We start from the raw sequence: 2,737 nt of genomic DNA on the forward strand, positions 1-2,737 counted from the left end.
GTTTCCATCATCGCTGATTTCCTTATTTTGTGGTCCAGAAATCTCGCGCACCTCATGCCGCCAACGCGCCCAGCCAACACAGAGACCGTTTTTGTCGGTTTTTCTTACGCGGACCTGCCACTCACGAAATGCTTTGATATCGCTTTCCCGAGGAACAGACCACAGGATGGAGTGCCTTGCGAATGCAGGATAGTCGCTGTCACCCAACAGTTCGGAAAACAGTCACCCGATATCCCGCACGGTTGGAAGACCATTTGCGTCATTCATTTCCCGTCTGGCATTCCGAGTCTTGTTGAGCAGTTGCCCGTAATCGATACGTGGTATCAGAATGACGAGTGGGTTTGCATTTGCGATGAGACAACTTGGGAGCATCTCAAGAAAGTAGTGTAATTTTAGTGAGGCTCCCTAGCCCCCTAGCAACGTCTTCGCATGCGCCAGCGCGGAGTCGGTCTTTCCCCCGAGCATCCGGGCGATTTCCTCGACGCGGGCTTTGCCTTCGACTTTTTCGAGCTGGGAAATCGTGCGGTCCTTGGTGAATTCCTTGGTAACGACGAATTGGGTCTTCGCCTGGGCGGCGACCTGGGGGAGGTGGCTGATGCAGAGCACCTGGTGCTCGGCGGCGAGGGATTTCATCTTGGCGCCGACGGCATGGGCGATCTCGCCGCCGACGTTGGCGTCGATTTCGTCGAAGACGAGCAGGGGAATGGTGTCCTGCGCGGCGAGGGAGGATTTCACGGCGAGCATGACGCGGGAAATTTCGCCGCTGGAGCCGATGGCCTTGAGCGCCTTGGGCGGCTCGCCGGGGTTCGGGGCGAAGAGGAAGGCGATGCTTTCCAAGCCGTGCGGGCCGGGCTTCTCCAGCGCGGTGAGGGCGACGCGGAAGTCGGATTTTTTGAAGCCGAGATCGCGCAGGTGGGTGGTGACGCTGGTGGCGAGCTTGGGTGCGGCGGCGGCGCGCTTGGTGTTTAGTTTCTTGCCGGCTTCCTGCACGGCTTTGCGGCCGGCTTCGATCTCGGCGGCGAGGCGGGCGAGTTCGGTGCCGCGGGACTCGATCTTGCGCAGCCGCTCGGTGGCTTGCTCGCCGAAGGCGATGACCTCGGCGATGCTGCCGCCGTACTTGCGCTTGAGCGTTTCGAAGAGCGAGACGCGCTCCTCCATCTGCGCGAGCCGCTCGGGGTCGAGGTCCATTTCCTGCGCGTAATCCTGCAGCGATGACGCGAGGTCTTCCAACTCGGTGGCAGCGCGGAGGTGCGCTTCGCTGAAGCGCGAGGCGGCGGGATCGATGCGCTCGAGGTCGCGGATGAGTTTGCCGATCTCCGCCAGCCGGCCGAGCACGGCGTCGTCGGCCTCGGAGAGGCGACCCACGGCCTGGTTGGAAAGCTCCAGCAGCCGGCGGCTATTGGCGCCGACGCTGTAGCGGGCGAGCAGTTCCTCTTCTTCATCGGCGCGTAACTGCGCGGCATCGATCTCCTGCACTTGGTGGCGGAGCAGATCGACCTCGCGCTCCAGCGCGGCTTCGCTCGTGGAGAGCTCGGTGTGCTCATCGATGGCGCGATTCAGACGCCGGAATTGCTCCTCGTATTTCTCCCGCAACGTCCCGGCGTCGGCAAAGGCATCGAGCAGGCCGAGCTGTTTCGCATCGGAAAGCAGCGACTGGTGATCGTGCGGGCCGTGCAGATCGACGAGGCCGTCGCCGAGTTGCTTCAGCACCGCCAGGGTGGTCGGGCTGCCATTGATGAATTGCCGGTTCGTCCCCGTGGCGGAAAAGACGCGCTTCAAGATGAGCTCGCCGCCTTCGCAGGGCTCGACGCCGAATTCCTCCAGCTCGCGGTTCAGCGCCTTGGTGTCGTCGAAATGAAACACGGCCTCAACCGTGCAGCTCTCCGCGCCGGTGCGGATGAGCGTTTTGTCCGCGCGCTCGCCGAGGATGAGCTGGAGCGCGCCGACAATGATCGACTTGCCCGAGCCGGTCTCGCCGGTGATGGCGGTGAAGCCGGGCGTGAGCGTCCAGGCGAGTTCCTCGACGAGGGCGAGATTGCGAATGCGAAGGGAGGTGAGCGTTGCGGGCACGGCGGGATTATGGAAGGCTGCGCCCGCTTTTCAATCCGCGCGCATGGCAGAACTTACGATTACATTTCTCGGCACTGGTACCTCCCTGGGTGTGCCGATGATCGGTTGCGACTGCCGGATCTGCCGTTCGACCGACCCACGGGACAAGCGGACCCGGGCTTCCATCTATATCGAGGCGGAGGATTATGCGTGGGTGATCGACACCGGGCCGGATTTCCGCACGCAGGCCCTGCGCGAAGGCGTGCGACGAATTGACGCGGTCGTTTTCACGCATTCGCACACCGATCACATTATGGGGCTGGATGATTTGCGACCGTTCTGCTTTGGGGAGAAGGAGTTGCCGGTTTACGCCTCTGCGGAGACGATGCGCGACCTGAACCGGGTGTTCACGTTCGCTTTCAACGGCGAAAATCGCTGGCCGGGCTACCTGCGCCCCTTGCCACATCTCATCGAAGGACCGTTTCGGCTGGGGTCTCTGGAGATTACCCCGCTGCGCGTGTTGCACGGGCGGACGCCGGTGAATGGCTACCTTTTGCGCCGCAACGGCGAGTCCTTGCTGGCCTATTTGAGTGATTGCAAGGGTGTGCCGGATGAGGCCCGGGCGGCCATTCGCGGCGTGCGGCACCTCATCGTGGATGCCCTGCGCTATACTCCGCACCCCACCCAT

At 62.5% G+C, this 2,737-nt stretch carries 3 protein-coding genes; 1 reads left to right on the top strand and 2 read right to left on the bottom strand.

Annotated elements, in window-relative coordinates:
* Both ABJF10_RS30295 and recN read right to left on the bottom strand, forming a co-directional pair.
* A partial coding sequence (locus ABJF10_RS30295; protein WP_348548328.1) for a hypothetical protein occupies positions 1 to 207 on the bottom strand: 207 nt, incomplete at its 3' end.
* A 198-nt stretch (positions 208 to 405) separates the two neighbouring features.
* Positions 406 to 2,070, bottom strand: a complete 1,665-nt coding sequence (gene recN / locus ABJF10_RS30300; protein ID WP_348548329.1) for a DNA repair protein RecN — start codon at positions 2,068 to 2,070, stop codon at positions 406 to 408.
* 43 nt (positions 2,071 to 2,113) lie between these two features.
* Here recN and ABJF10_RS30305 point away from each other — a divergent pair.
* Positions 2,114 to 2,737: MBL fold metallo-hydrolase (locus tag ABJF10_RS30305; RefSeq protein ID WP_348548330.1), on the top strand; the 624-nt coding region annotated here is incomplete at its 3' end.

The organism is Chthoniobacter sp. (assembly GCF_040003245.1).
Taxonomy (GTDB): Bacteria; Verrucomicrobiota; Verrucomicrobiia; order Chthoniobacterales; family Chthoniobacteraceae; genus Chthoniobacter.